Here is a 24,354-nt window from a genome sequence, read left to right on the forward strand (position 1 = left end):
GCCCGCGCGGCCGGGGAGGGAAAGCGATTTATGCCTTGCGGTGAACGCTAAGCCCGGCGTAAGTCTGGCTGACCGGCATCATTTCCAGCGTGTTGATGTTAACGTGCGCAGGCAGGGTAGCAACCCACCAGACCGCCTCGGTCACATCTTCCGGCGTCAGGGCGTTGGTGTTTTCATAGGTTTTGCCCGCTTTATCGTCGTCGCCTTTAAAGCGTACGTTAGAGAACTCGGTGCCGCCCACGAGACCCGGCTCAATATCGGTCACGCGAACCGCCGTGCCATGCAGGTCGGTGCGCAGGTTAAGGCTGAACTGGCGAACAAACGCTTTGGTCGCGCCATAAACGTTGCCGCCCGCATAAGGCCAACTGCCCGCCGTCGAACCCAGGTTGATGATGTGGCCGCGGTTGCGCTCCACCATGCCCGGCAGCACTGCGCGGGTCATATAGACCAGCCCCTTGTTGTTGGTGTCGATCATGGTTTCCCAGTCGTCCACGCTCGCTTTATGAGCGGGTTCGAGACCCAGCGCCAGACCCGCATTGTTCACCAGCACGTCGATTTCGCGCCACTCCAGCGGCAGGCTGCTCAGCATCTCTTCGATGGCGGCGCGGTTGCGCACGTCGAGCTGCGCGGTAAAGAGGTTATCGCCAAGCTCGTCTTTCAGCTCCTTCAGCCGCTCCTGGCGGCGCCCCGTGGCGATGACTTTATGACCATTTTGAATAAAACGACGGGTAATGCACTCGCCAAAACCCGCCGTCGCACCGGTAACCAGAATAATCATCTCTCTGTTCCTCAACGCTTTTTGTGTCGTATTACCTTAGCACGCCCATTCCGCTGTCGGTCAAGGAAGTTTATGTTTCCCCGTGTCTTGCATTGCGATGGTGCAAATGCGCGCTTAACGCGCAGAGCAATGGTGCAGCGTCAGCGTGGAATGTTAAATCGAAACCGATTGCTTAATTTCGCAACCGTTTGCCACCCTTTCTGCACTGGGATTTGTTGCGCAACGAAAAGAAAAGCGAGGCATGTTATTGTTATGTAAGGATATTAATAAAAAACAAAACTGGCATCGACTTTGCAAAAGCTTTCTTATCAAGTCACCTGCGACGTAAACATAAAACGCATTCGATGAGGAATTGCTATGGCGATGCCCTGGACCACGGCCATTCGCGGCCACTTTTTCGATATTACCGCCGTCGCGGAGGGGGCGGAGGCGATTGCGCAACGCGCCCGCAATATAGAGGATGGCCTGCTGCTGCTCGACGAAGGGCGCATCGTCAGCCTGTTGCCCTGGGAAGAGGCGCGCGCGCAATTGCGCCATGAGCAGGATTATCTCGACTATCGCGGCAAGCTGATCGTGCCGGGGTTTGTCGACAGCCATATCCACTACCCGCAGACCGAAATGATTGGCGCCTACGGCGAGCAGCTGCTGACGTGGCTTGAGAATTACACGTTTCCGGTTGAAGGGCAGTATCACAGCCCGGATCACGCGGCGCGGATGTCCGCTTTTTTCCTGAATCAACTGCTGGCGAACGGCACGACGACCGCGCTGGTCTTTGGCACCGTGCATCCGCAATCGGTGGATGCGCTGTTCAGCGCCGCGCAGAGGCTGGAGATGCGCCTTATCGCCGGCAAAGTGATGATGGACCGCAACGCGCCGGACTATCTCACGGAAAGCGTAGAGCAGAGTTACCAGCAAACGCGTGAACTTATTGAGCGCTGGCACAATAACGGACGGCTTGGCTATGCGCTGACGCCGCGCTTTGCGCCCACGTCTTCGCCGCAGCTGCTGGCGGCGGTCCAGGCGTTGCGCGAAGCGTACCCCGACACCTGGCTGCATACCCATTTAAGCGAAAACCTGGACGAAGTCGCCTGGGTGCAGGCGCTGTGGCCGGAGCATGAAAGCTACCTTGGCGTTTACCATCATTACCAGCTCACCGGCAAACGCAGCGTCTTCGCCCACGCCATTCATTTAGCGGAGCAGGAGTGGGAGTGCTTGCGCAACACGGACTCTTCGGTGGCGTTCTGTCCCACCTCTAATCTCTTTTTAGGCAGCGGGCTGTTTCGCCTGCAGACCTGTCAGCAAAAGCGGGTGCGTATGGGCATCGGCACCGATGTCGGCGCAGGCACGACGTTCAGCATGCTGCAAACGCTTGGCGAAGCCTACAAAGTGGCGCAGCTGCAAAGCTACCGGCTCTGCGCCAGCGAAGCGTTTTACCATGCGACTCTCGGCGGAGCGCATGCGCTGGATCTGGATGACAAAATTGGCAATTTCCAGCCTGGCAAAGAAGCGGATTTCGTGGTGCTCGACCCGGCCGTCACGCCGCTGCAAACGCTGCGCTTTAACAACAGCCGCGACATTTACGAGAAGCTCTTCGTCCTGATGACGCTTGGCGACGACCGCAACATCTGGCGCACCTGGGTGAACGGCAAATGCGTCTGGCAGCGTGACGCGCTGGAGGTGGCGGCATGATCCGTTTTCTGCAAAACCAGACGCTCGTTACGCTGGAAGAGACTGACCCGAATACCACCGTGCTCAACTGGCTGCGGGAAACCGCCCGGCGCAGCGGCACCAAAGAGGGCTGCGCCTCGGGCGACTGCGGCGCGTGCACCGTGGCGCTCGGGCGTGTGGAAGCGGGACGGATGCGCTATGAAACCGCCAACAGCTGCCTGCTGCTGGTAAGCCAGCTCAACGGCAAACAGCTGTTGACGGTGGAAGACCTGGCGCACAACGGCGCGCTGCATCCCGTTCAGCAGCACTTTGCCGATAATCACGCCTCGCAGTGCGGCTTCTGCACGCCGGGCTTTGTGATGTCCGCCTTTGCGCTGCAAAAATCAAGGGCAGGGAGCGACCGTCGCACCGTAGAGCAGCACCTCGGCGGCAACCTCTGCCGCTGCACCGGCTACCGGCCGATTATCGAAGCCGCGCAGCGCGCCTGCGCGCTCAGCGAGCCCGATATCTTCACGCAGCAGGAAGCGCAGACCGTGGCGCGGCTGTAAGCCTTAGCTTCCCACGCCACAGATGAACTGGCCTGGCGCAACCGCGTGCTTGCGCCCAAAACGGTGGATGAGCTGGCATCGCTCTATCAACGCCATCCGCAGGCTCGTCTGCTGGCAGGCGGCACCGACCTGGCGCTCGCCATTACGCAGCAGCACCAGACGCTGCCGCTCATGATCTCCCTGGGCGAGGTGGCGGAACTCAGGCGCATCGAGATTGACGATAAGAGAGTTGTTATCGGCGCTGCGGCAAGCCTCAACGCCTGCCGCGAACGGCTTGTCGATATCATTCCGGCTTTTAGTCAGTTGCTGGAACGCTTTGCTTCTCAGCCAGTGCGCAATCAGGGCACCGCAGGCGGCAACCTGGCTAACGCCTCACCCATCGGCGACATCGCGCCGCTGCTGCTGGCGCTCGACGCCACGTTGCTATTGCGTTGCGGCGAGACGCAGCGTCGTTTGCCGCTGGATAATTTCTTCCTGAGCTATCGCAAAACCGCCTTGCAGGCTGGCGAGTTTATTGAAGCGATTACCGTTCCTCTGGTGACAGTGTCACCTTTATTTGCCGCATGGAAGGTTTCTAAGCGGCATGAGGATGATATTTCCACCGTCTCGGCGGCGTTCAACATTCATATTGCAGAGGGCGTGATTACTGCCGCGCGGCTTGCCTTTGGCGGGATGGCCGCCGTGCCTGCCCGGGCGCTGAACGCCGAAGCGGCGCTTATCGGCCAGCCGTTCACGCGTGAATCTCTTGACGCCGCCGGGCGTGCGTTGAGTCTTGATTTCCAGCCGCTGACCGATTTTCGCGGCAGCGGCGCTTACCGCCTGGCAGTCGCCCAAAACCTGCTCAGACGCTTTTACCTGCAACAAACGCAACCCGCTGCGCTGGAGGTCTCCGATTATGTCTACTAACCCTGTGCGGCTTTCGGAACAGGCGCTTATCGAACAGTTCCGGCGCGAGCTGGCGGGCGGCGTCGGACGCAGCCGCAAGCATGAAAGCGCGGATAAACAGGTGTGCGGCCAGGCGGAGTATATCGACGATAAGCTTGCGCCGCCTGGCCTGCTTCACCTGTGCCCGGTGCTGAGCCCGCATGCGCACGCCAAAATTTTGCATGTGGACACGGCGCCCTGTTACGCCGTTTCGGGCGTGGTGCGGGTCTTTAGCTGGCAGGATGTGCCGGGCGAGCTGGATATCGGCCCGCTGGCGCCCGGCGACCCGCTGTTCGCCCGAGAAAAAGTGGAGTACCACGGCCAGGTGGTATTAATGGTGGCCGCGCAAACCCCGCAGGCGGCCAGAGCGGCGGCGCAGGCCGCGGTGATTGATTACGAGCCGCTTGAGGCAGTGCTGGATGTTGAAACCGCGCTGGCGCGGGAAAGCTATGTGGAGGCGCCGCACGTGCAGCAGCGCGGCGACGCTGACAGCGCGCTGGCGCGGGCGCCGCACCGCCTTCAGGGCGCGTTTCATATCGGCGGCCAGGAGCATTTTTATCTGGAAGGGCAAATCGCCATGGCGCTGCCCGGCGAAGACGGCGCCGTGCAGGTTTTCTCCTCCACGCAACACCCGACGGAGGTACAAAAGCTGGTGGCCTCGGTGCTGGGCCTTACCATGAATAAGGTAACGGTCGATATGCGCCGTATGGGCGGCGGCTTCGGCGGCAAGGAGACCCAGGCGGCGGGTATCGCCTGTCACGCGGCGCTGGCGGCGGCGCTTACCGGCAGGCCGGCAAAGCTGCGGCTCGCCCGACGTGACGACATGCGCATCACCGGCAAGCGCCACCCGTTTTTTGTTCGCTATGAGGTCGGTTTTACTGACGAAGGGGTGCTGCACGGCGTGAAAATCGAACTTGCCGCCAACTGCGGTTACTCGCTTGATCTCTCCGGCTCTATTTGCGACCGGGCCATGTTTCATGCCGATAACGCCTACTATCTGGGCGACGCGAAAGTGACGGGCTACCGTTGTAAAACCAACCTCGCCTCTAATACTGCCTATCGCGGCTTCGGCGGGCCGCAGGGCATGGTGGCGATTGAACAGATTATGGACAGTATCGCCCGCACGCTGCGTCTTGACCCGTTAACGGTGCGCCTGCGCAACTATTACGGGGGCGAGGGCCGCGACGTCACCCACTACGGCCAGACGGTGCGGCAAAATTTACTGCAGACGATCACCGGGCAGCTTATTCAATCCGCTGATTACGTTACGCGCCGCGAGCGCATCGCCGAGTTTAACGCCCACAGTCCGGTGTTGAAGCGCGGGCTGGCGCTTACGCCGGTGAAATTCGGCATCTCGTTTACCTCCAGTTTTCTCAACCAGGCCGGGGCGCTGATCCTCATCTATACCGACGGTACCGTACAGCTTAACCACGGCGGCACCGAAATGGGTCAGGGGCTGAACACCAAAGTGGCGCAGGTCGTGGCGGATGTGCTGCAGCTGCCGCTGGAAAACATTCAGGTGACCGCCACCAGCACCGGCAAAGTGCCCAATACGTCGCCTACGGCGGCCTCTTCAGGCGCCGATCTCAACGGCAAAGCGGCGGAGATAGCCGCGTTGACGCTTAAAACCCGGCTGGTGGAGATGCTCTGCCGCCTGCATAGCTGCGAGCCGCAGGAAGTGCATTTCAGCAACGGCGTAGTGAGCGCGGCGGGGTGTTACTTCAGCTTTGCGGAGGTGGCGAACCTTGCCTGGCTCAACCAGGTGCCGCTCTCCGCCACCGGGTTTTACAAGGTGCCGGGCATTCATTACGACCGCCAGTCTGGGCAGGGCGAGCCGTTCTATTACTTCTCCTGGGGCGCGGCCTGTTCAGAAGTGCTCATCGACACCCTGACCGGCGAGTACCGGCTGCTGCGCACCGACATCCTGCACGATGTGGGCAACTCGTTGAACCCGGCTATCGACATCGGCCAGATTGAGGGCGGATTTGTACAGGGCGCGGGCTGGCTCACTACCGAGGAGCTGGTATGGGACGATACAGGCAGACTGGTGACGGACAGCCCGATGAGCTACAAAATTCCGGCCATCAGCGACGTGCCGCCTGTGTTGAATGTTCAACTGCTGGCGCACCATGCTAACGCCCAGGAGACGGTTTACCGCTCAAAAGCGGTAGGCGAGCCGCCGTTTATGCTGGGAATTTCTGTCTGGTGCGCGATACAGGACGCGATATCAAGCATTAGTAGTTACAACATACACCCTCATCTGGATACCCCGGCGACCCCGGAGCGCGTCTTCTGGGCTGTGCAGGCGCAGCGGGAGGAGACAGATGCATTTTGACGACTGGCTGGAGGTGCTGGCCGACCTGCGAAAAAAACGCGAGCCGTGTGTTTTACTCACGCTGCTGGACGAGAAAGGATCGGTGCCGCGCAGCGGCGGCACCAAAATGGTGGTTACCCGCGACGGCTGCTTTTTAACTATCGGCGGCGGCAATCTGGAGCACCAGTGTGTGCAGATTGCCCGCGAAATGTTAACGAACCGCGAAACGCGTCCGCGCTGCGAGCCGTTCCAGCTTGGCGCCCGGGCGGGGCAGTGTTGCGGCGGCATGACCACCGTGCTGTTCGAACCGCTGCTGCGCCCGCAGCCCGAGGTTATCGTTTTTGGCGCGGGCCACGTCGGCCAGGCGCTGGTGAATCTGCTCGCCACCTTGCCGCTACGCATCAGCTGGGTGGACGAGCGTGAAGGACAGTTCAGTCATATCCCCCCAGGCGTGGCGACACGCCAGATGGAAGAGCCTGTTGATGCGGTAACGCAAAGCGCGGCGGGCAGTTATTACGTGGTGATGACCCATTCTCACCCACGCGATCTCGAACTCACCGAAGCCATTCTGAAGCGCGGCGACGCGAGATATGTCGGGCTTATCGGCTCGCAGACGAAGCGCCAGCGTTTCGATTATCGCCTCGCCGGCAAAGGCGTCAGCGAGGCGCAGCTTGCACAGCTGCGCTGCCCGGTGGGGCTGCCGGATGTGAAAGGCAAGCTGCCAGCGGAGATAGCGGTCGCTATCGCCGGAGAAATCATTGCTGTTTATCAGGGGGATGCATAAGCTAGCTTAATCCTCACTGCATAAACGGGAGTGACCATGCTGGAGCAAAACCCTTTTTTTGAAACAAGCACGCTGCCTTATGAAGCGCCGCGTTTCGATGTGATAACCGATCAGCACTACCGCCCGGCGTTTGATGAGGCGGTGCGGCGCAAGCGCCAGGAGGTCGCCGCTATCGCCGCGAACCCGCATGCCCCGACATTTGAAAACACCTGCCTGGCGCTTGAGAAGAGCGGCGGCATGCTCGGGCGCGTCAGCAGCACCTTTTTCGCCATGACCTCGGCGCACACCAACGACTACCTGCAAAAGCTGGATGAAGAATTTTCCGCCGAGCTGGCGGAGCTGGCCGATGACATTCACCTTAACGCCCGCCTTTTCGCCCGCCTTGATGCGGTTTACCAGCAGCGGCATGAGCTGGGTCTGGATGAGGAATCGCGTCGTCTGCTGGAGGTCGTCTGGCAGCAGTTTATGCTCGCGGGCGCCACGCTTGGCGAGGAGCAAAAAACGCAGCTGAAGGCGCTTAATAAAGAAGCGGCGCAGCTCACCAGCCAGTTCAATAACCGCCTGCTTGCCGCCACCAAAGCGGGTGGACTGATAGTGGACGATGCGCAGGCGCTGGCGGGCTTAAGCGAGGCGGAAATACTCGCGGCCCGGGAGGCGGCGAAAGAGAAAGGGCTGGAGGATAAATGGCTCATTCCCTTGCTAAATACGACCCAGCAGCCGGCGCTGCAGTCGCTGGCAAATCGCGCGACGCGCGAAGCGCTGTTTAAGGCGGGCTGGTCGCGCAGCGAAAAAAATGACGCTAACGACACCCGGGCGATCGTTACCCGCCTTGCCGAACTGCGCGCCGCGCAGGCTCAACTGCTGGGCTTCGACGATTTCGCCAGCTGGAAAATCGCCGACCAGATGGCCAAAACGCCGGAAGCGGCGCTGCGCTTTATGCGCGGCATTGTGCCTGCCGCCACGGCCCGCGCCCGCCAGGAGCTGGCGGACATTCAGCAGGTGATTGATGAGCAGCAGGGCGGTTTTCAGGCGCAGGCCTGGGACTGGGCCTTTTATGCTGAGCAGGTGCGTCTTGCGAAATACGATCTCGATGAAGCGAAGATTAAGCCTTACTTCGAGCTGAACCGCGTGCTCACCGAAGGGGTATTTCGCACGGCAAGCGATCTGTTCGGCATCACCTTCACCGAGCGTTTCGACATTCCGCCCTATCATCCGGATGTGCGGGTCTGGGAGATTTTCGATAAAAGCGGCGAGGGGCTGGCGCTCTTTTACGGCGATTTCTTTGCCCGCGACAGCAAAAGCGGCGGGGCGTGGATGGGCAACTTTGTCGAACAATCCACCCTGTTCGCTACCCGGCCGGTGATTTATAACGTCTGTAACTACCAGAAACCGGCCGCAGGGCAGCCTGCGCTTATCTCCTGGGATGATGTTATCACCCTGTTCCACGAGTTTGGCCACACGCTGCACGGTCTGTTTGCCCACCAGCGCTACGCCACGCTCTCCGGCACCAACACGCCGCGGGATTTTGTCGAGTTCCCGTCGCAAATCAACGAGCACTGGGCGAGTCATCCGCAGGTCTTCGCCCGCTATGCCCGTCATCACCAGACCGGCGAGCCGATGCCCGAGGCGCTGCGGGAAAAACTCCTGCGCGCCGTGCAGTTCAACAAGGGCTACGATATGACCGAGCTGCTGGCCGCCGCGCTGCTCGATATGAACTGGCACGGCATTGCGCCGCAAACGAAGGTGGGCGATGTAGCGGATTTTGAAGCTGCTGCGCTTGAAAAAGAGCAGGTGGCGCTGCCCGCCGTCCCGCCGCGCTATCGCAGCAGCTATTTCGCGCATATCTTCGGCGGCGGCTATGCGGCGGGCTATTACGCCTATCTCTGGACGCAAATGCTGGCGGACGATGGCTACCAGTGGTTTGTGGAACAGGGCGGATTAACGCCTGAGAACGGCCAGCGGTTCCGCGATGCGATATTATCTCGCGGCAACAGCACGGATTTAGAGGCGCTTTATCGCGACTGGCGCGGCCACGATCCGCTTATCGAGCCGATGCTGAAAAACCGTGGGCTGAGCGAGTAAATTCCGTTTTAAGCGAAATGATAAGCCGGGCGTCATGCCCGGTTTTTTTATGTATTTGCACGGCCACCAGCCAGTAAAAAGGCGAACAATACTGAACCAGGCCGAGAAAAATAAAGGCAGCTATTCACACCTCTACCCAATGTATAATCAATAAGACGCTGGCATAAATTACAGTTTATATACTTCTCTGCGCACGGCAATCACCCGCTACTCTCTCAGGATCTCCTCTTGTCCATGCACGCTGTTATGCTCACGTTATTAAATAGTTAATCCTATTTTTAAACCAGCATGCGGGCATCATCTAAAGCAGGGCAGCTAAATCGTTATGCCGGGTAAATCACTATGCTGACCGGGCTACAAAAAATGGTAGGAAGCATCTTATTTGCTTGAATGTTAGCAGTGCTTTTTTAATGATTAGCCAGTCTTAAACAGCAATTATAAAAAATGATAAATTTATTTAAACTGTTTGGCTTCGCCTTATTGATAAGCCACACTTTTAACGCTACCGCACAAGACCATGAATACAATGTATGGTATGAAAAAGATGCCGTTTTATATAATGTTACCGAAAAGGCTGACGGTAGCCCGGTTATGGTAAGTATCTCACAGCCCGGATTTGAGACTGCAAACCTTACTATCTCTTATATATCATCAGGCAAATGCCCGGCAGAGCCAATCCAGCTTCACGTCGACAGGCGGCAAATTCCTTCCCGCTATGTATGCTCACAACAAGGACAGGAAAAAATAGAGCACTTCCTTGTCGGGGATGCAGGGTGCGTAAACTCACTGGTAAAAAAACTTAATACAAACGCTTATATCCTTCTGCAAAAGGATATTAAAGTTCTGGCGAGTAATATAAGAACGCCGAGATACGGCATGGGTTCGCCTTTCTGACATTTTTAACATATCCGTTGCGGACTTTTATAAAGAAAAGCGGGTGATATCTTTATACTCAGCGCCGCAATATTGTTGCTAAAAGAAATCGGCAGCAACACCCTGGTCTTTAAGTCAGGGTTATTTGCTTTTATAGAGCGTTACCGTTGTTAAAAAATAACGCATGATACCCGCCTCCACAGATACTCATTCCAGGGCGGCTGAGACCGATTTGTCCGCTCCCGGGAGCGATTAAACCCCATGCTCTGGCAATGAAAACGACGCGGGTCACGGTGTCGCGATAAAATTTGCTTTCAGGCTTACTATGCAGGAATGCAATAATTACCCCGGTTAAGCGATACGACTCACAGGTTAGCAGAACTAATACAAAGGCATGAATCGGGCGGGCCGGAATGCAATTTTATACTTCCCTCTGAGCCAGAAATGACGGGGGTGAGGCCATGCAGTGGACACCGGTAAGATACAGATTGCCTGACGTTTCGGAACACATTCTCAGCTATATAGTGAACACGATTGAAGGGGTCGGCGTGGCGAAATATAACCCCAAAAGCGGCTTCTGCGATCCTATACTGATAGGCGGTTTGAACTACTACGGGCTTGAGGTGACGCACTGGATGCCTATGCCGCCTCCGCCCATGCAGGAAAAAAAGCCGCGCTTACGGGGAAGCTGACATAAAACGTAGGCCGTTACGCAGATAAAACCTACCCACACGCAAAGGCTATGACGATGGCTGCTTTGAGTAATGAACGTTTGCAAGCGGTAGCTGATGCGAAGCCAGAAGCCGCCGCGCCAGGCCTTGCTGACTATGCGGCGATGGCGGCGGAATTGCTGAAGGCGCGACGGCAAATAGCCGCGCTTGAGAAACAACTGATGACGCCCGTTAAGCTGCCATTCATCAGCGCAAGCCCGGTATGTGAAATCGAGGCGGGGTACGCCGCAGGCGTCAGTGACTGTAAAACGGCGATACGGCAGGCGGGTTTTCTCATTGAAGGGGATGACTGAGCGAGCGTCAGATATAAAAACGGGCAGCTTTCGCTACCCGCCGGGTGTTATTCCGTCAGCGCTTCGTTACGTAAATGGTTGAGATAGTAATTGTAACGCTTCAGAAACCACGTTTTTCCATCCCTGTCCATATTGCCTGTTATGGCCTCCGTATCCACACGTCTCCCCTGAGACTGCATTTGGGCGAAGCTTAGCGCCAGAAAATCGAAATTTTGCAATGACATCACATCTTGTTGTTTCACAGACTGCATACCTTCCTCCTTCGTTAAAATGGGTGAAAAGGAAATATGCCGTTTGCATTAAGTATGGTTCATCAGCATCAATGCGGCTTACAGAATATGCTTAAGTTACCGCCAACAAGCGTCGCGCTATCTCTCCCCCGTACCCTCAATGCCTGAAACTGTTAAGAAAATCCCGCAGGCGGCAGCGGCGTTATCACGCAAAAAATATTTATCCTGCGCCAGGCGAGCCTTTGGCAAACAGCACCCCTGGCAATCGTCTATACTTTATAAGCGGTTGCATTTTAAGAGATAAAGGAATCTACACCGTACTGGCGCATTGATTCTGATGAATAACCAGACGAGGTCAAAATGAATATTGACGAACTTAAACGGCAGGCTGAAGAGGAGATCTCGGCGCTGATCGCCGAGAAAATAGCCGAGCTGCGTAAGCATTCTGCAAAAGAAGTCTCCGAGATTGAACTGATCCCGCGTGAGACGATGACTGGCCTTGCAGGTTATGACGTAAAAATAAAGTTGATTTAACCCTCACCAGAGCAAACGGCCACCTTCGGGTGGCTTTTTTATGCACGTGTCACTCTGGATGCTTTCCGGTTATCGCACGAGTCTGCTTACTTAAGCCGATTTCATCGCAGAAAACGCTTTTTACTGAAGTGAAGCAGGCTGTTTGCAGTATGAAGCGTGATCCAGGTAGTAATACGAAAACATGAGCGTTGTTCGGATAAATCTTATCTGGCACTATTGCTTCACCCCTTACAGAGCTAAGCCACTTAAGTGAGTGCCGGAGATAAGCGCCGGGAGGGGTAAAACCTCAAACCCGCTGACAGGCGGGTTTTTTTATGCCTGCGAAGCAGGGGAGGCGACATCGCACCATGCGCGAGAGAAAAGGCCCCGGAGCAGTGAAATCCGCCGGCTCCGGGGTATGCAAATGCAAAATCGCTACGAAGGCCACTTTACCGCACCGGCAAATTTCGGATATCCGCCAAAAGTATTAAAAAAGAATCAGATAAAGCAAAACCGGGCGTGCAGCCCGGTTTTTATGCTTTGATGCTCTGTAACGGATAAACGCGTATCGCCTCAACCGTGTTTTGCAGAGCGCCGCCCTTCGGCGTTTCATTTTTCAGGCTTCAGAAAGCCCCGGCGGCGGCCTGGCGCATCATACGATTCGCCTCATCCCACTTGCGGGAGTTACGTTTTGTTATCGCTTCGCGCGCGGCGCGACGGGCTTTTTTCATCAGATGTTGGTTCATCATTCTTCACCTCCACCATTGGCGGGATCCTGCCGGAATCCACGGGTCACATTGCATCAGTTCATGTCGTTTGCTGCCTGCTCTTCGTTTTGTAGTAATAAGTCTTGGTCACAGAATGCCGCTCTGCTTTAGGAATTTTGCTCAAAAATGGCGGGAGCCGGTGACATTCAGGCGCAACTGTGATTCGGCTGTACAGCGCGCGATTTCTGCGCTACCGGCCCAAAAACATAACGAAAACTGCTGGTTCGGCTGTTGTTTCGCAATGAGATCGCCTCTTTTTTGTTACTAAATTTTTAAGCGTTTCGTTTCAAAAAAATCTGTTAACTATCAGACAAAAAACGCATAGCGACGCCCGGTTAAAGCGTGCCGCGCCGCCGCCTCGTTAATGAAAATAGTTCTCATCTGTGTTTGCTAATTCATAAGGGCGCTTCCAGGCTTGTGGAGTTGTTTCTCAAAATCAATAACCACAGACAGGAGGTAGTATGTTTCATCACTCTTCGAAACTTCAGTATCCCGTTCGCGTGGAAAAACCCGATCCGGAATTCGCCATGCTGTTGCAGCAGGCTATCGGTGGCGTTGAAGGGGAGATTCGCGTCGCTATGCAGTATTTCTTTCAGGCGATGGGCGCCCGCGGCGACGCTCGCATCAAAGACTTGCTGATCTCGACCGCGACCGAAGAGCTGGCGCACATTGAAATGCTTGGCCACGCGGTTGCGCTGAACCTGGAAGGCGCGCCGCTCTCTTATCAGGAAGCGTCAGCCAAAGATCCGGTGGTCAACGCCATTCTGGGCGGCATGAACCCGCGCCATGTGCTCTCGTCAGGACTTGCGGCGTTGCCGGTTAACGCCAACGGCGTGCCGTTTGATATGAGCCATGTTTACGCATCCGGCAACGTGGCGGCGGATATGATTTCCAACGTCGCGGCAGAAGCGACTGGCCGTGTACTGGCGACCCGTCTCTACAACCTGACGGAAGATAAAGGGATGAAAGATTTTCTCTCCTTCCTGATAGCCCGCGACACCATGCATCAGCAGCAGTGGCTGGCGGTAATTGAAGATATGGGCGGGCTTTCTGCCTCGCTGCCCATCCCGAACAGCTTCCCGCAGGAGTTGGAAGCAAACGAGCATTCCTATTACTGCCTTAACACGTCGCTGGACAAACCGCTGCCGCAGGGCCGCTGGTGCGACGGCCCATCGCTTGATGGTAAAGGCCAGTTCACCGCCAAAGAGCAGCCAGACCTGCTGGGCGAAGAGCCGATGCTCGGCAAAGCCCGTCCGGGGTCCGGCGCGCAGGCTGAACAGATAGGCACGTCGATGTCATCCACCACCAGCTCCGGCAATGATTCCGTAACGGGCTCATAAGCCTGAGCGCCGTCGCCTTCTTTTATACAGCGCCTGGCGTCTGGCCGCATAAGCGGTAAGTTTGTCCTACACTTACAGGACAACATAACGAGTCAGGAGGTGTTTATGGTTGAACGTGCAAACTCCCCGCAAGGAGATAAAGAGAAGGCGCCGTCCGCTCCCGAATCGGTGAAGAAAACGCGGGATAACCCCGGTCAGGAAGGGGAGATTCCGCGTAAACGGGACGACAGTAAAGATGATGAAGTGGACCCGTATAAACACGGTTAATCCACAGCGGCTTGACGTAACGGTGCGCCGAAGCGCACCGAAACCGAAAAGGAAAAAGCAGACCCTGCGGGGTCTTTTTTATTGCCTGAACGACAGGCTATTTCTTATGGGCGACGATAAACAGCCGCGGGAAAGCGAGCAATAACCGGCCATCGCCGCGCGGCAAATAGTGCTGAGAGAGCAGCAGGCGATAGCGGTCAAGAAAATGTTGCTGTCCGGTCTCATCCAGCGCGTCCAGGAAAGGGCGCAGGCCGGTTGCGCGCAGCCACTCCACTATCGCGTCGACAGAGGGCATCAGATGAAAATAGGTGGTGCGCCAGATATCCAGCTCGCATCCCGCCTGGCTCAGCAAATCATAATAGGCTTCCACGGCAAGCAGGGGCTCTCGCTCTTTTACCGTCATCCCCATCGCCTTTGCGACGGTCCGCATAGCGGCGTGGGTAGGTTCCTGCCAGTTGTCGGGCATCTGCGCCGCCAGTACCCCCTGCGGCGCCAGCAGGCTGGCGAGCCGGGGAAACAGCGAGGCGTGATCGGGCAGCCATTGCAGCGAAGCATTCGCATAGATAAGGTCAGCCGGCCCGTCGGGCCGCCAGCGCAGCACATCCTGTTCGACGAAGTGGCAATCCGGCAACGCCCGGCGGGCTTTCGCAAGCATCGCGGGTGAGGTGTCGACGCCGGTAATGTTCGCCTGCGGCCAGGCTTTGCGCAGCAATTCTGTACTGTTGCCAGGCCCACAGCCCAGATCGTACGCCTGCTTAACATTAAGCCGCGCGGCGATACGCGCCACCAACTCCTGAGCCGGACGGGTGCGTTCGGCTGAAAATTGCATATAAAGCTCGGGGTTCCAGTCCTGCATGGGGCCTCCATCAGGTTCGTTTAGCTGCGGTTAAGGAAAACTGTGTCAGAGTGAGGATCCAGAGGTTAGATCGTCACCTCAAACCGTAGCCGATTCATGCACACGGTAATAATAAATTTATCCATGCAAGCATTGCCGCCAGTTTCGCTGGCGGTTTTTTTTTGCCTTAACGGGCGGCAAATCGTTTACGGTAGCCCATCGGGGAAAGTGCGAACTGACGCTGGAAGTGGTAGCGAAGGGTGGTTGCGCTGCCGAATCCCACTTCACCGGCTATCTGCTCGAGCGAGAAGCGGGTGGTTTCCAGCAGCTCCCGAGCGCGCAGCAGGCGTTCGTTAAGCAGCCAGCGGCCTGGCGTGGTGCCGGTCGCCTCCTGGAAACGGCGTAAAAAGGTGCGCGGACTCATTCCCGCTTTTTCCGCCAGCGCCGCCACCGTGTGGTTATGCGCTAATTGCTGGTGGAGAAAATCAAACAGCAGGCCGAGCCGCTGGCTTTCTCGGGCGCGCGGCACCGGGCGTTCCAGATGTTGCGTTTGGCCGCCGTCGCGATGCGGCTGCACCACTAAGCGTCGCGCCACGCTGTTTGCCGCCTCGCGTCCGAAGTCGCGCCGCACCAGATGCAGACAGAGATCGATGCCCGCCGCGCTGCCTGCGGAGGTGAGCACATCCCCCTGGTCGAGATAGAGCACATCCGGCACCACGTCGGTTTGCGGATAACGGCGGGCTAGCGCGTCGAGATAACGCCAGTGGGTGGTCGCTTTCCGACCGTTAAGCAACCCGCTTGCCGCCAGAACAAACACGCCCGAGCAGATAGAGATAATCCGGCAGCCGCGAGCGTGCGCCTGCTGCAGCGCGTCGCACAAGGCCTGCGGCACCGGCGCCTCGCTGCCGCGCCAGCCGGGGATGACGATGGTTCCCGCTTGCGCCAGCAACTCCAGCCCGCCATCGGTCATGATTTTGACGCCGCCCGTGGCGCGAAGCGGGCCTTCATCGACGCTCGCCACCGCAAACCGATACCACTGCGGCCCCATCTCCGGGCGCGGCAGACCGAAAATTTCCACGGCTACGCCGAATTCAAACGTACAGAGTCCGTCATAGGCGAGCGCCACGACCAGCGGGTTGGTTAAAGGTTGGTGCATGATTGTCAAAATCCTTGCGATTTCTGGCAGCGGGCAGGGCGGTCATCGTCGCGCCTGCGAGTTAAGGTATTGTTAACACAAACCAGCAGGAGCAGACAATGAGCTATGTAACCGAGTTTTCCGCCGCCCCTTCCGCCAGTGCCGAAGCCCACTTTTTGGCAAGGCTTAGCGTAGAAACCGACTGTGCCGATGTGCATGCGGCGATGCGCATGGGCGAAAAAGATTTTGTCCTGTTGCATGTCGTAGGCAGCGAGGCGGGCTTTGCCCGTAAACATATTCCTGGCGCAGAACACCTGCCGTGGGGAGCGATGACGGCGGAACGCATGGCGGAATGGCCGGAAGGCACGCTGTTTGTGGTTTACTGCGCAGGTCCGCACTGCAACGGGGCTGACCGTGCGGCGCTGCGGCTTGCGCGGCTTAGGCTGCCGGTAAAGATAATGATTGGCGGGCTTACGGGCTGGGCCGACGAAGGGTACGCCTTCGCCGGCGAGGAGTCTATGTCAGCCTGCGTCTGACATATCCGCTTGCGCTTCGCTGACTGGCGCTTCGGCTTGCGCCGGGGCGCTAAACCCGACGCCTGCGGTAAAGAGCGGGCGCCCTTCATTCTGCCACTGCTGGTAAAGCACCTGCTGTAGCGGCGTGAGCGGCGCGTCGCTCCACAGGAGATAGTGTTCAGCCTGAAACTCATCAAGATCCGGCTGGGCGACCGGGTGCGCGAGCAGGTCGATGCGAAAGCCTTCGCCGGAGAAGCGAATCGCCTCCAGCCAGATAGCGAGCGAGTCTTCCATATTCAGCGGGATCATCACCAGCGTATCCGCCGGGCGCTTGCGCAATCCCTGTAAGACAAAGGCGGCGTATTCTACCAGTTGGGTATCAAACCGCGCGCGGCGCGTCATCTGCGTGGCGTTGGCGCCTTCGCGCAGCCAGAGGCGCAACGGGCAAATCACCTTATCCAGCAGCGCGCCCGCGGGCAATTCCCGGCCATAACGGCGCAACAGGGCGCGCAACTTTTCCGTTCCGGGGTTCTCCAGCGCGGAAAGCAGATGTTCCTGATAGAGCTCCCACTGGCTGCTCAGCGTCGCGTGTTCGCCTTTCAGCAGGCGAGCCAGTTCCGTTATCGGCACCCCTTCATTAAGCCATTTGAGGATAAGCTGAATACGCAGCAAATGACTGTAGTCATAATAACGTTTCCCGTTGCTGGCCCGGGCGGGCTTAAGCAGGCCATGGCGCTGCCAGGCGCGCAGGTTGGGCGTGGTAACACCGCACTGATCGGACAACATTTCAATCGTGAAATGCGACATGTCGATTCCTTAAACTGCCGAAAAATCAAGAGAGAGCAATGTCTCCTTGCACCGGTCTTTGCGGTGCAAGGAGGGCGGGGTTTACAGACAACTTCTCAGGAAGTGAAGGAGGAAAGTAGCACAGAATTTATAACTTGCTAACTATAATTGCCGGTAACTTATTACTGGTAATGATGAATCAGGTGAGCAGGTAGCGGCGGTCAGGGCGCATTTTTTCCGGCTTGTGCTCGTCGCTTATCATCTCGCGCAAATCTATCTCTATGCCATTGCACAGCGCATCGAGCGGCAGATCGTTATCTTCCATGCCAAAGGGATCTTCCAGCTCCTCCGCCAGGGTATCGAGCGAAAGGAAAGTATACGAGATAAAGACCGAGACAAACGGCGTCATGAAGTGCAGGTCGGTCACCAGCGCGAAAGGCAGCAGAATGCAGAACAGATAGACCGTACGGTGCACGATAAGCGAATAGGCGAAGGGCAGCGGCGTATTGGCGATGCGCTCGCAGCCGGCCAGAATGCCGGAAAGCTCGTTCAGGTGGTTATCCAGGCTCTGGAACAGAATATCCGACAGCGCGCCGCGGGCCCGTTGAGCGGCGAGCCATTCGCCCATCAGCAAAATGATGCGGTTGCAGGGGGAGTGGCTGTGCAGCACGGCATTCAGTTCCGCCTGGCTTAAGTAGCGATCGAGCACGTTATCCAGCTTTTTGCGCCGCAGCGTCAGACGCAGACAGTGGCAAAAAGCGATCTGCAGGTTAACCAGATGGCGGATTTCCTGCGGGTGGGCCGCCAGCAGAGTGCGGGAAACACGCAGTAGCGAACGGCTCTGAATCACTAATTGCCCCCAGATCAGGCGCGCTTCGGTATAGCGCGCATAGCAGGCGCTGTTGCGAAAGCCGAGGAAGATGGCGATAGCGACGCCAAGAATGCTAAACGGGGCAATGGTGAGCTTAATGCCAAGGGCTTCATACCAGGGTAGAAAAAAGATAACGGTGACGGAAAGCGCAACATTAAGCAGCAGTCGGGTAGAAATTTTAGCCAGTACGGAACCGTGCCAGACAAAAAGGCGGGTGAACCAGTGCTGGTGGGGACGAACGATCATAATAGTCACTGAGTTAACAAAAGCGCTATGCATTAAACGAGATAGCGCTTTTGCCTGCAACCCCGCAGAAAGCAGGGTTATCCACACTGCTCAGCCCACCCGGATAAACTTCTCCTTAACCCGCGACAGCCATTCGCGGGACCGGCGCAGCGAACCGCCTCGCTTAAACAGCAAAAAAACATCCTGACCCATAGCCATCACCATAAAACAGTCTTTGCGACGCAATGCGGGGCAACAATACCATTTCTGTTTCATTAATCGCTCCTTTCACGGGAATTAACGCAACGAGATGACGTCGGCATTAATAATAGCCACTAAGGGAAGCGCCAGATAATTAAGATTTGCTTTTAGGAACAATCTTAATTTAAGTAAAGAGTATGAGAAATGTCGTTATTTATCATGAGCCATGAAAAAGTTTAGGGTGCGGGTATTAGGGAAAAGTCCTGGAAAAAGATTTCGCTGGCTTATGTAACTTGCGAAACGGGGAAGCCTACCTATAGTTATTTCTGCGTTACGCAATAGTGCTTACGCGAATTTAATTCTGATGATCCAGGAGGAGATATTATGACTCAGCATCGTGGTGGTTCAGGTAATTTTGCGCAAGATCGTGAGCGTGCATCTGCAGCAGGCCGTAAAGGCGGGCAGAATAGCGGCGGGAATTTTAAAAACGACCGCGAGCGCGCCGCGGAAGCAGGCCGTAAAGGTGGTAAGAACAGCAGCCGTTCTTCATCCTGAAGCCTGAGCCGGTCTGGACTGGCTTAACGTTCCTCCGGTATGGGTCTGCCCATACCGGAGGCCGTTTACGTTCAGCAGCCCCTTACTTATACAGACAGTGATAACGATGAAAACTTATTTGCCTCTGTACGGCGCGTTAACTTTATTTGCCGTTTCCTTTTCCGGGTTCGCAGAAAAAACCTCACCGCCGGGTGAAAATAAAAGCACCACCACCCATGTGCTGGAAAGCGGGGCAGCGCTGCTGCAAAGTAAATCGCCGTTAAGCGATTTCGATATTTATCTGGTGGGTTTTCATCCCATGAAAGATAACCCTGAAAATCAAATGGAAGCGCATCATTATTGCCATCAGGTGAATCAGGATTTCGCCCAGTGCGTTTTATTTGACGGCAATACCAAAGACGCCAATATGACCGGCGTGGAATATATTATCTCGGAAAAACTTTTCGCGACCTTGCCGCAGGAAGAGCGCCAGTACTGGCACCCGCATAATGGCGAAATTCTCAGCGGGCAGCTTATCGCGCCAGGCATCCCTAAACTTGCCGAGCACCGTCTGATGAAAGATAAAATGAACAGCTACGGCAAAACCTGGCACGTCTGGCATACCGGCGCGCCAGGCGAACAGGGCACGGCGCTGCCGCTGGGGCCGCCGATGCTTGCCTGGTCGTTCAGCCGCGACGGCGAAGCGAAGCCGGAACTGGTCAGCGAGCGCGATAAAAAGCTTAATGTCAATACTCAGGAGATCCGCAAATCCCGTGAAGACTTACGGGAAATAGCGAAGCCGCAGAGCGGCGTTGACGCCCTGAATGGCCAGTACAAGCGCCCGACGCAGCCCATTCCTGGCGTAACCGACAGCGATGCGAAACCCAATCCTTAATTTCTCTCGTTATGTGCCTTCTTTTTCCCCACTTCGGTGGGGATTTTTTTAGATGAATTTTTTTCAACACCCATGAAATTTCCTCGTTTGCTCATGCGCGTCGCGCATGTCATTCTTTGGACATATAGCCATCCAGACGGCCAAAAGTTCAAATAGTCAACTATCACCTTGCGTTACTAAGTAAGCCAGGGTTGGGAGAAAAAAATGCAACGTCAACACGCCCCGTTTCGCGCCGATGTAGTCGGCAGTTTTCTGCGCCCGGACGCCATCAAACAGGCGCGTCAGCAGTTCGCCGCCGGCCAGATTGACGCCGCTGCGCTGCGTAAAGTGGAAGATGAGGCTATCCGTGAAAGCGTTGCCCAGCAGTGCGCCTGCGGACTGCACGTGGTGACCGACGGCGAGTTCCGCCGCGCCTGGTGGCACATGGATTTCTTCGCAGCACTTCAGGGCGTGGAGCTTTATGAGGTGGAGCAGGGCATTCAGTTCAATGGCATTCAGACCAAAGCGCAAAGCGTGCGCGTGGTGGGCAAGGTCAGTTTCGGCAACCACCCGATGCTGGAAGATTTCCGTTACCTGAAGAGCGTAAGCGGCAACGCCGAGCCGAAAATGACCATCCCGAGCCCGAGCGTGCTGCATTTCCGCGGCGGCGCGAAAGCCATCGACCGCACCGTTTACCCGGATCTCAACGACTATTTTGACGACCTCGCCACCACCTGGCGCGACGCCATCCGCGCGTTCTATGACGCAGGCTGCCGTTACCTGCAACTGGACGACACCGTCTGGGCGTACCTTTGCTCCGATGAGCAGCGCGCCAAAGTTCGCGAACGCGGCGAAGACCCGGACGAGTTGATGAAGATTTACGCCCGCGTGCTCAATAAGGCGCTGGAGGGCAAACCGGAAGATTTGACCATCGGCCTGCACGTATGCCGCGGCAACTTCCGCTCAAGCTGGATCTCCGAAGGCGGCTACGAGCCGGTGGCGGAGGTGCTGTTCGGCACGGTGAACATTGATGCTTTCTTCCTTGAGTACGATAACGACCGTTCCGGCGATTTCGCGCCGCTGCGCTTTATCCGTCCGGGCAAGCAGCAGGTGGTGCTGGGCCTCATTACCACCAAAAACGGCGAGCTGGAGAACCCGGAGCTGGTGAAGGCGCGTCTGAAAGAAGCGGCGCAGTATGTGGACATCAACCAGCTGTGCCTGAGCCCGCAGTGCGGCTTTGCCTCCACCGAAGAGGGCAACAGCCTGAGCGTTGAGCAGCAGTGGGATAAAGTGCGCCTGGTGACCGGCATCGCGAGCGAGGTCTGGTAAGGGGCGCGTTCTCCCGCGGGAGGATCAGATAAAGCGTTTTGCAAGGCGGATAGCGTGAGCTATTCGCCTTTTTTGTTTATAACGGTCGGCGCTGGCTGGCTCGGGCTGTTGCAGGGAGAGTACCGTAGTGTGGGCAAGCGCAGCGCTACTCGCTGGGGGGGTCTTGCTCGTCCCGTTGGGGTGGGGGGAACAAGGAGGCGTGGCTCAGGCGTTGGGTTACCCGGGACGGGTTGGCTTTTTACAACGTGCAAATGTGCGGGCGGTGAAAGGTTACGTTCGCTGGAAGGTTGTTTTCATTTGTCACCTTTCCTCACGCGAACGTGCCAGGGGGCTTCGCCGCCAGCCCCCTGGCGACCCCGGCTCCCGGCTCGCAAAATCGACCCCTCCGGGGCAAACCTTCCGGCCTGTCATCTGGCTTCGGGTCGGCAGGACGGTGTTTACTCGGCCCATCCATGGGCCTCGCCCCTTCGGGGCCAACGCTTTGCGTTGTTCAAAAACGCTCCCGGCGTTTTTGTCCGTGTGCCGACCCGCCTCTGGCCGTTCCCGACGGCCAGCCCCGGCCATCTGTCAGCCCGGAAGGCGATTTCGAGGCCGGACTAAAAACCTCGCTGTGATGTAAATATTTCATTGAGGTTAAAAATGGCTGCAGGCAGGGAAAAGGTTCACGATTTGCAGGATAAGCAAATGCAGCGCCAGTCGCCGGGTTTTCCCTTTCGCACCGTTGGGGAGAGGGCTGGGGTGAGGGAAACAGGCGGATTTGCCGGTGGGTTAACTCGCCTGCCAGAGGGACTAAACGCCGCGTCGTCTGTTTCTCAACGAATACATCATTTCAGCCATAGCGTTTATATTTCCTTCGCACCCTCTTCGCTAAGAAAAAGTTATTCGTAGGCGTGGCAATCCATGTCGCTTTGCTGTGTTTGAATACCTTGCACGTTTATGAAGCACCGCTGCACTATTGCCGCACCTGATTCCTTTTCATTCATGCTTTGTAATAAAAATAAATAAATCTACGTTTTCATTGGATTTGTATATCTGATTGAAAAATATTGCTTTATTAATTATGGCATTGTAATTGCTAAAGCTATCTCATCTTGTATACCAGATGGGATGCCAGCAGATGACAATCGCGCAACCGCTTTTTTCGCCATTAACCCTTACTGAATGGCGCAAGGAATTTCTTCACGACCCAAAATGTATTACGGAAATCTACGCCGCTTTTAATCCAACCGAAGAAAATAACGATCCGGCGTGGATCTTCAAAGCCACCCAGCCGCTTATCGTAAGCCAGATTGAGCGCCTGTTAACGGCGCTGGCGTCGGGTGAAAAAACGCTGGAGGATTTCCCGCTCTTCGGCGTGCCCTTCGCGGTGAAAGATAATATTGATGTCGCGGATATGCCCACCAGCGCGGCTTGCCCCGCCTTTACCCGGTTGGCAGAGCAGGACGCGACCGTCGTGGCGAAGCTCAAGGCCGCAGGCGCCATCGCCATTGGCAAAACCAACCTCGACCAGTTCGCTACCGGGCTGGTCGGCACCCGTTCGCCCTATGGCGCGGTGCCGAATACGTTTAATGCCGATTACGTCAGCGGCGGCTCCAGTTCCGGCTCCGCTTCGGTCGTCGCCCGCGGCCTTGCGGCTTTCGCACTGGGCACCGATACCGCCGGTTCCGGGCGCGTCCCGGCGGGCTTTAACAATATTGTCGGGCTAAAACCCACCAAAGGCTGGCTCTCCACCCACGGCGTGGTGCCCGCCTGCCGCCTGAATGACTGCGTTTCGGTCTTTGCACTGACCGTTGAAGATGCTTATACCGTGGCGCGCATTGCGGGCGGTTACGACGAGCAGGATGCCTATTCCCGCGCCAACCCGCACACGGCGCCCGCCCGTTTCGCCGCCACGCCCCGTCTCGCCATCCCGGATACGCTGGAGTTCTACGGCGACAGCCAGAGTCAGGCGGCGTTTGAAAACAGCGTGGCGCGTCTGCAAGCGCTTGGCGCGCAGCTGGTGCCGATTGACTTTACGCCGTTTCGCGAACTGGCGGAGCAGCTTTACGCCGGCGCATGGGTCGCGGAGCGCACCGTGGCGGTAGGCTCCATTTTGCAAAGCCAGCCAGAGGCGATGGACCCGACAGTGCGCGGCATTGTGGAAAGCGGGTTGCGCTATAGCGCCTGCGACGCCTGGCGGGCCGAGTACGCCCGTGCAGCGCTTTCACGCCTCATTCAGTCGCAGCTTTCCGGTTTCGATGCGCTGGTGGTGCCGACATCGCCAACCATCCATACGCTCGAAGAGATGAAAGAGGAGCCGGTGCGCTACAACTCGCATTTTGGCTACTACACCAACTTCACCAACCTTGCTGACCTCTGCGCGCTGGCGCTGCCGGGCGATTTCCGCGATGACGGCCTGCCGGCGGGCATCACGCTGATTGCCCCTGCCTGGCGCGACGCGGCGCTGGCCCACTTCGGCATGCTCTGGCAGCAGGCCGTGATGCTGCCGCTCGGCGCGACGAACAAAGCGCTGCCCGCGCCGCAGCCCGCCTTGCGCAGCGACGCGCATGTTCGCCTGGCGGTGGTCGGCGCGCACCTGCGCGGCATGCCGCTTAATTTCCAGCTCACCACCCGCGACGCGGTTTTTATTGAAGAGACCACCACCGACGCCAGCTACCGGCTCTATGCGCTTGCCAATACCACGCCGCCGAAGCCAGGCCTTGCGCGCATGTCCGGGGGGGCGCCGATTGCGGTGGAGCTGTGGGACATTCCGCTCGCCCGCTTTGGGGAATTTGTGGCGGAGATCCCCGCGCCGCTTGGCATCGGCACGCTCACGCTTGCCGACGGACGCCTGGTGAAAGGGTTTATTTGCGAGCCGCAGGCGCTGACTGACGCCGCGGATATCACCCCCTGGGGCGGCTGGAAAGCCTGGCTCGCCCGTCACCAGAGCGCCTGAGG

At 57.2% G+C, this 24,354-nt stretch carries 23 protein-coding genes and 1 pseudogene; 16 read left to right on the forward strand and 8 right to left on the reverse strand.

Annotation, left to right across the window (positions count from 1 at the left end; all coding sequences use genetic code 11):
• Positions 1 to 28 precede the first annotated feature (28 nt).
• Positions 29 to 778, reverse strand: a complete 750-nt coding sequence (ydfG, locus tag ACU4F7_RS10740; RefSeq protein ID WP_029592901.1) for a bifunctional NADP-dependent 3-hydroxy acid dehydrogenase/3-hydroxypropionate dehydrogenase YdfG — start codon at positions 776 to 778, stop codon at positions 29 to 31.
• A gap of 357 nt (positions 779 to 1,135) precedes the next feature.
• On the opposite strand from ydfG, the gene guaD reads away from it, so the two are divergent.
• From guaD to ACU4F7_RS10780, 8 genes and pseudogenes are all read left to right on the forward strand, one after another.
• On the forward strand, positions 1,136 to 2,467 hold the full coding sequence (guaD, locus tag ACU4F7_RS10745; RefSeq protein ID WP_481638637.1) for a guanine deaminase: 1,332 nt from the start codon (positions 1,136 to 1,138) through the stop codon (positions 2,465 to 2,467).
• Positions 2,464 to 3,900: pseudogene (xdhA, locus tag ACU4F7_RS10750) on the forward strand (xanthine dehydrogenase small subunit). Before guaD ends, xdhA begins: the two are co-directional and overlap by 4 nt.
• Positions 3,890 to 6,253: a xanthine dehydrogenase molybdopterin binding subunit gene (gene xdhB, locus ACU4F7_RS10755; protein ID WP_481638638.1), complete on the forward strand. Its 2,364-nt coding sequence runs from the start codon at positions 3,890 to 3,892 to the stop codon at positions 6,251 to 6,253. The pseudogene xdhA and the gene xdhB overlap by 11 nt, the downstream one beginning before the upstream one ends.
• Positions 6,243 to 7,016: a xanthine dehydrogenase accessory protein XdhC gene (gene xdhC / locus ACU4F7_RS10760; protein WP_029592905.1), complete on the forward strand. Its 774-nt coding sequence runs from the start codon at positions 6,243 to 6,245 to the stop codon at positions 7,014 to 7,016. The genes xdhB and xdhC overlap by 11 nt, the downstream gene beginning before the upstream one ends.
• Before the next feature lie 36 nt (positions 7,017 to 7,052).
• Complete coding sequence (gene dcp / locus ACU4F7_RS10765; RefSeq protein ID WP_481638639.1) at positions 7,053 to 9,098, forward strand: peptidyl-dipeptidase Dcp; 2,046 nt, start codon at positions 7,053 to 7,055, stop codon at positions 9,096 to 9,098.
• Between the two features lie 444 nt (positions 9,099 to 9,542).
• Positions 9,543 to 9,992, forward strand: a complete 450-nt coding sequence (locus tag ACU4F7_RS10770) for a hypothetical protein (RefSeq protein WP_481638640.1) — start codon at positions 9,543 to 9,545, stop codon at positions 9,990 to 9,992.
• A 440-nt stretch (positions 9,993 to 10,432) separates the two neighbouring features.
• Positions 10,433 to 10,663 (forward strand): DUF551 domain-containing protein, encoded by a 231-nt coding sequence (locus ACU4F7_RS10775; protein WP_152977135.1) that lies wholly within the window; start codon positions 10,433 to 10,435, stop codon positions 10,661 to 10,663.
• 56 nt (positions 10,664 to 10,719) lie between these two features.
• A complete protein-coding gene (locus ACU4F7_RS10780; RefSeq protein ID WP_481638641.1) occupies positions 10,720 to 10,995 on the forward strand; it encodes a hypothetical protein in 276 nt (91 codons plus the stop codon).
• Between the two features lie 47 nt (positions 10,996 to 11,042).
• Here the strand turns inward: ACU4F7_RS10780 and ACU4F7_RS10785 are convergent, their stop codons facing one another.
• Positions 11,043 to 11,246 (reverse strand): glycogen synthesis protein GlgS, encoded by a 204-nt coding sequence (locus ACU4F7_RS10785; protein ID WP_071788501.1) that lies wholly within the window; start codon positions 11,244 to 11,246, stop codon positions 11,043 to 11,045.
• Positions 11,247 to 11,585: 339 nt separating this feature from the next.
• On the opposite strand from ACU4F7_RS10785, the gene ACU4F7_RS10790 reads away from it, so the two are divergent.
• Positions 11,586 to 11,759: a GnsA/GnsB family addiction module toxin gene (locus ACU4F7_RS10790; protein WP_029592910.1), complete on the forward strand. Its 174-nt coding sequence runs from the start codon at positions 11,586 to 11,588 to the stop codon at positions 11,757 to 11,759.
• 602 nt (positions 11,760 to 12,361) lie between these two features.
• On the opposite strand, the gene ACU4F7_RS10795 is transcribed toward ACU4F7_RS10790, so the two are convergent.
• Positions 12,362 to 12,487, reverse strand: coding sequence for a hypothetical protein (locus ACU4F7_RS10795; protein WP_268761139.1), 126 nt, complete (start codon positions 12,485 to 12,487; stop codon positions 12,362 to 12,364).
• Between the two features lie 479 nt (positions 12,488 to 12,966).
• On the opposite strand from ACU4F7_RS10795, the gene ACU4F7_RS10800 reads away from it, so the two are divergent.
• Positions 12,967 to 13,845: a manganese catalase family protein gene (locus tag ACU4F7_RS10800; RefSeq protein ID WP_481638642.1), complete on the forward strand. Its 879-nt coding sequence runs from the start codon at positions 12,967 to 12,969 to the stop codon at positions 13,843 to 13,845.
• A gap of 105 nt (positions 13,846 to 13,950) precedes the next feature.
• Positions 13,951 to 14,112 carry a hypothetical protein gene (locus tag ACU4F7_RS10805; protein WP_162531812.1) on the forward strand — a complete coding sequence of 54 codons (162 nt, stop codon included), beginning with the start codon at positions 13,951 to 13,953 and terminating at the stop codon, positions 14,110 to 14,112.
• A gap of 97 nt (positions 14,113 to 14,209) precedes the next feature.
• On the opposite strand, the gene tam is transcribed toward ACU4F7_RS10805, so the two are convergent.
• Entirely contained in the window at positions 14,210 to 14,968 is a 759-nt protein-coding gene (gene tam / locus ACU4F7_RS10810) for a trans-aconitate 2-methyltransferase (protein ID WP_481638643.1), read from the reverse strand.
• A 166-nt stretch (positions 14,969 to 15,134) separates the two neighbouring features.
• Positions 15,135 to 16,103, reverse strand: a complete 969-nt coding sequence (gene ftrA / locus ACU4F7_RS10815; RefSeq protein WP_051237842.1) for a transcriptional regulator FtrA — start codon at positions 16,101 to 16,103, stop codon at positions 15,135 to 15,137.
• Between the two features lie 98 nt (positions 16,104 to 16,201).
• Between ftrA and ACU4F7_RS10820 the strand changes: the two genes are divergently transcribed.
• On the forward strand, positions 16,202 to 16,618 hold the full coding sequence (locus ACU4F7_RS10820; protein ID WP_481638644.1) for a rhodanese-like domain-containing protein: 417 nt from the start codon (positions 16,202 to 16,204) through the stop codon (positions 16,616 to 16,618).
• Here the strand turns inward: ACU4F7_RS10820 and ACU4F7_RS10825 are convergent.
• From ACU4F7_RS10825 to ACU4F7_RS10835, 3 genes are all read right to left on the reverse strand, one after another.
• The gene (locus tag ACU4F7_RS10825) at positions 16,604 to 17,404 is read right to left on the reverse strand and encodes a MerR family transcriptional regulator (RefSeq protein ID WP_481638645.1); all 801 of its coding nucleotides are present in this window, start codon (positions 17,402 to 17,404) and stop codon (positions 16,604 to 16,606) included. The two genes, ACU4F7_RS10820 and ACU4F7_RS10825, sit on opposite strands and share 15 nt — an antisense overlap.
• A 178-nt stretch (positions 17,405 to 17,582) precedes the next feature.
• Positions 17,583 to 18,500 carry a bestrophin family protein gene (locus ACU4F7_RS10830; protein ID WP_481638646.1) on the reverse strand — a complete coding sequence of 306 codons (918 nt, stop codon included), beginning with the start codon at positions 18,498 to 18,500 and terminating at the stop codon, positions 17,583 to 17,585.
• A 90-nt stretch (positions 18,501 to 18,590) separates the two neighbouring features.
• Entirely contained in the window at positions 18,591 to 18,755 is a 165-nt protein-coding gene (locus ACU4F7_RS10835; RefSeq protein WP_167541511.1) for a hypothetical protein, read from the reverse strand.
• Between the two features lie 309 nt (positions 18,756 to 19,064).
• On the opposite strand from ACU4F7_RS10835, the gene ACU4F7_RS10840 reads away from it, so the two are divergent.
• From ACU4F7_RS10840 to atzF, 4 genes are all read left to right on the forward strand, one after another.
• The gene (locus tag ACU4F7_RS10840) at positions 19,065 to 19,235 is read left to right on the forward strand and encodes a con-10 family general stress protein (RefSeq protein ID WP_024554979.1); all 171 of its coding nucleotides are present in this window, start codon (positions 19,065 to 19,067) and stop codon (positions 19,233 to 19,235) included.
• 106 nt (positions 19,236 to 19,341) lie between these two features.
• The gene (locus ACU4F7_RS10845) at positions 19,342 to 20,109 is read left to right on the forward strand and encodes an OBAP family protein (RefSeq protein WP_481638647.1); all 768 of its coding nucleotides are present in this window, start codon (positions 19,342 to 19,344) and stop codon (positions 20,107 to 20,109) included.
• 204 nt (positions 20,110 to 20,313) lie between these two features.
• Complete coding sequence (locus ACU4F7_RS10850) at positions 20,314 to 21,417, forward strand: cobalamin-independent methionine synthase II family protein (protein WP_481638648.1); 1,104 nt, start codon at positions 20,314 to 20,316, stop codon at positions 21,415 to 21,417.
• A gap of 1,117 nt (positions 21,418 to 22,534) precedes the next feature.
• Complete coding sequence (gene atzF, locus ACU4F7_RS10855; protein ID WP_481638649.1) at positions 22,535 to 24,352, forward strand: allophanate hydrolase; 1,818 nt, start codon at positions 22,535 to 22,537, stop codon at positions 24,350 to 24,352.
• Positions 24,353 to 24,354: the final 2 nt, after the last annotated feature.

Source organism: Franconibacter pulveris, from assembly GCF_056780215.1.

Excerpts from the sequence above, each read along its gene's own strand:
- ydfG (WP_029592901.1), bottom strand. The coding sequence starts at position 778 with ATGATTATTCTGGTTACCGGTGCGACGGCGGGTTTTGGCGAGTGCATT.
- guaD (WP_481638637.1), top strand. The coding sequence starts at position 1,136 with ATGGCGATGCCCTGGACCACGGCCATTCGCGGCCACTTTTTCGATATT.
- xdhB (WP_481638638.1), top strand. The coding sequence starts at position 3,890 with ATGTCTACTAACCCTGTGCGGCTTTCGGAACAGGCGCTTATCGAACAG.
- xdhC (WP_029592905.1), top strand. The coding sequence starts at position 6,243 with ATGCATTTTGACGACTGGCTGGAGGTGCTGGCCGACCTGCGAAAAAAA.
- dcp (WP_481638639.1), top strand. The coding sequence starts at position 7,053 with ATGCTGGAGCAAAACCCTTTTTTTGAAACAAGCACGCTGCCTTATGAA.
- ACU4F7_RS10770 (WP_481638640.1), top strand. The coding sequence starts at position 9,543 with ATGATAAATTTATTTAAACTGTTTGGCTTCGCCTTATTGATAAGCCAC.
- ACU4F7_RS10775 (WP_152977135.1), top strand. The coding sequence starts at position 10,433 with ATGCAGTGGACACCGGTAAGATACAGATTGCCTGACGTTTCGGAACAC.
- ACU4F7_RS10780 (WP_481638641.1), top strand. The coding sequence starts at position 10,720 with ATGGCTGCTTTGAGTAATGAACGTTTGCAAGCGGTAGCTGATGCGAAG.
- ACU4F7_RS10785 (WP_071788501.1), bottom strand. The coding sequence starts at position 11,246 with ATGCAGTCTGTGAAACAACAAGATGTGATGTCATTGCAAAATTTCGAT.
- ACU4F7_RS10790 (WP_029592910.1), top strand. The coding sequence starts at position 11,586 with ATGAATATTGACGAACTTAAACGGCAGGCTGAAGAGGAGATCTCGGCG.
- ACU4F7_RS10795 (WP_268761139.1), bottom strand. The coding sequence starts at position 12,487 with ATGATGAACCAACATCTGATGAAAAAAGCCCGTCGCGCCGCGCGCGAA.
- ACU4F7_RS10800 (WP_481638642.1), top strand. The coding sequence starts at position 12,967 with ATGTTTCATCACTCTTCGAAACTTCAGTATCCCGTTCGCGTGGAAAAA.
- ACU4F7_RS10805 (WP_162531812.1), top strand. The coding sequence starts at position 13,951 with ATGGTTGAACGTGCAAACTCCCCGCAAGGAGATAAAGAGAAGGCGCCG.
- tam (WP_481638643.1), bottom strand. The coding sequence starts at position 14,968 with ATGCAGGACTGGAACCCCGAGCTTTATATGCAATTTTCAGCCGAACGC.
- ftrA (WP_051237842.1), bottom strand. The coding sequence starts at position 16,103 with ATGCACCAACCTTTAACCAACCCGCTGGTCGTGGCGCTCGCCTATGAC.
- ACU4F7_RS10820 (WP_481638644.1), top strand. The coding sequence starts at position 16,202 with ATGAGCTATGTAACCGAGTTTTCCGCCGCCCCTTCCGCCAGTGCCGAA.
- ACU4F7_RS10825 (WP_481638645.1), bottom strand. The coding sequence starts at position 17,404 with ATGTCGCATTTCACGATTGAAATGTTGTCCGATCAGTGCGGTGTTACC.
- ACU4F7_RS10830 (WP_481638646.1), bottom strand. The coding sequence starts at position 18,500 with ATGATCGTTCGTCCCCACCAGCACTGGTTCACCCGCCTTTTTGTCTGG.
- ACU4F7_RS10835 (WP_167541511.1), bottom strand. The coding sequence starts at position 18,755 with ATGAAACAGAAATGGTATTGTTGCCCCGCATTGCGTCGCAAAGACTGT.
- ACU4F7_RS10840 (WP_024554979.1), top strand. The coding sequence starts at position 19,065 with ATGACTCAGCATCGTGGTGGTTCAGGTAATTTTGCGCAAGATCGTGAG.
- ACU4F7_RS10845 (WP_481638647.1), top strand. The coding sequence starts at position 19,342 with ATGAAAACTTATTTGCCTCTGTACGGCGCGTTAACTTTATTTGCCGTT.
- ACU4F7_RS10850 (WP_481638648.1), top strand. The coding sequence starts at position 20,314 with ATGCAACGTCAACACGCCCCGTTTCGCGCCGATGTAGTCGGCAGTTTT.
- atzF (WP_481638649.1), top strand. The coding sequence starts at position 22,535 with ATGACAATCGCGCAACCGCTTTTTTCGCCATTAACCCTTACTGAATGG.